The organism is Mesorhizobium sp. M7A.F.Ca.CA.001.10.2.1, from assembly GCF_003998575.1.
GTDB lineage: Bacteria > Pseudomonadota > Alphaproteobacteria > Rhizobiales > Rhizobiaceae > Mesorhizobium.
Window position 1 is genome coordinate 1 of sequence record NZ_RZQY01001165.1, and the last position, 860, is coordinate 860.

The following is an 860-nucleotide window of genomic DNA, read 5'->3' on the forward strand; positions in this document are numbered from 1 at the left end:
GAATACCATGCTCAAAGGCATCAACCCGCTGCTCAATGCCGACGTGCTGCAGGCATTGCGGGCAATGGGGCATGGCGATGATCTGATCATCGCCGACACCAATTTTCCGTCCGATTCCGTGGCGCGCCAGACGGCGCTCGGCCGCGTGCTGCGCATCGATGCCTCGGCGGCGCAAGTGGTCAAGGCGGTGCTGTCGCTCTACCCACTGGATACATTCGTCGACGACTCGGCCGCGCGCATGGAAATTGTGGGCAAGCCCGACGAAATTCCGCCCGTACAAAGCGAAGTGCAAAGGGAGGTCGACAAGGCCGAGGGCAAGTCGTGGCCGATGATCGCGGTCGAGCGCTATGCCTTCTACGAGCGCGCCAAACAGGCCTATTGCGTCATCCAGACAGGTGAGCGCCGCTTCTACGGCTGCTTCGCCTTTCGCAAGGGCGTCGTGCCGCCGGATGCGCAGTAGCGGCATGGCTTCGGGCAAGCCGGTCGTCATGAAGCCTGTCGTCATATTGGGTGTGTTCGTCGCCGACACCGCCTACAGGGCGCAGCGGCAGCCGCGCATGGGCGAAACCATCCTCGGCACATCCTTCACGCTGGGGCCGGGCGGCAAGGGTTCTAACCAGGCGGTTGCCGCCGGCAAGCTCGGCGCCGACGTCACCTTCCTCACCCGCCTCGGCGTCGATCCCTTCGCCGACATGGCGAGGCAGACCTGGGCGCAGGCGGGCGTGAAAAATGCCGTCATCAATACGCCGGAAAGCTACACCGGTGCGGCCTACATCTTCGTCGAGGAGACCACCGGCAACAACGCCATCATCGTCAGCCCCGGTGCTGCCATGCTGATCTCTCCAGCCGATATCGAAGCC

Annotated in this window: 2 protein-coding genes; both read left to right on the plus strand. The window is 63.7% G+C overall.

The window, feature by feature from the left end; genetic code table 11:
• Positions 1–7 precede the first annotated feature (7 nt).
• Positions 8–460 (plus strand): RbsD/FucU family protein, encoded by a 453-nt coding sequence (locus EN964_RS35885; RefSeq protein WP_127266590.1) that lies wholly within the window; start codon positions 8–10, stop codon positions 458–460.
• A 4-nt stretch (positions 461–464) separates the two neighbouring features.
• A partial coding sequence (locus EN964_RS35890; RefSeq protein WP_245490748.1) for a PfkB family carbohydrate kinase occupies positions 465–860 on the plus strand: 396 nt, incomplete at its 3' end.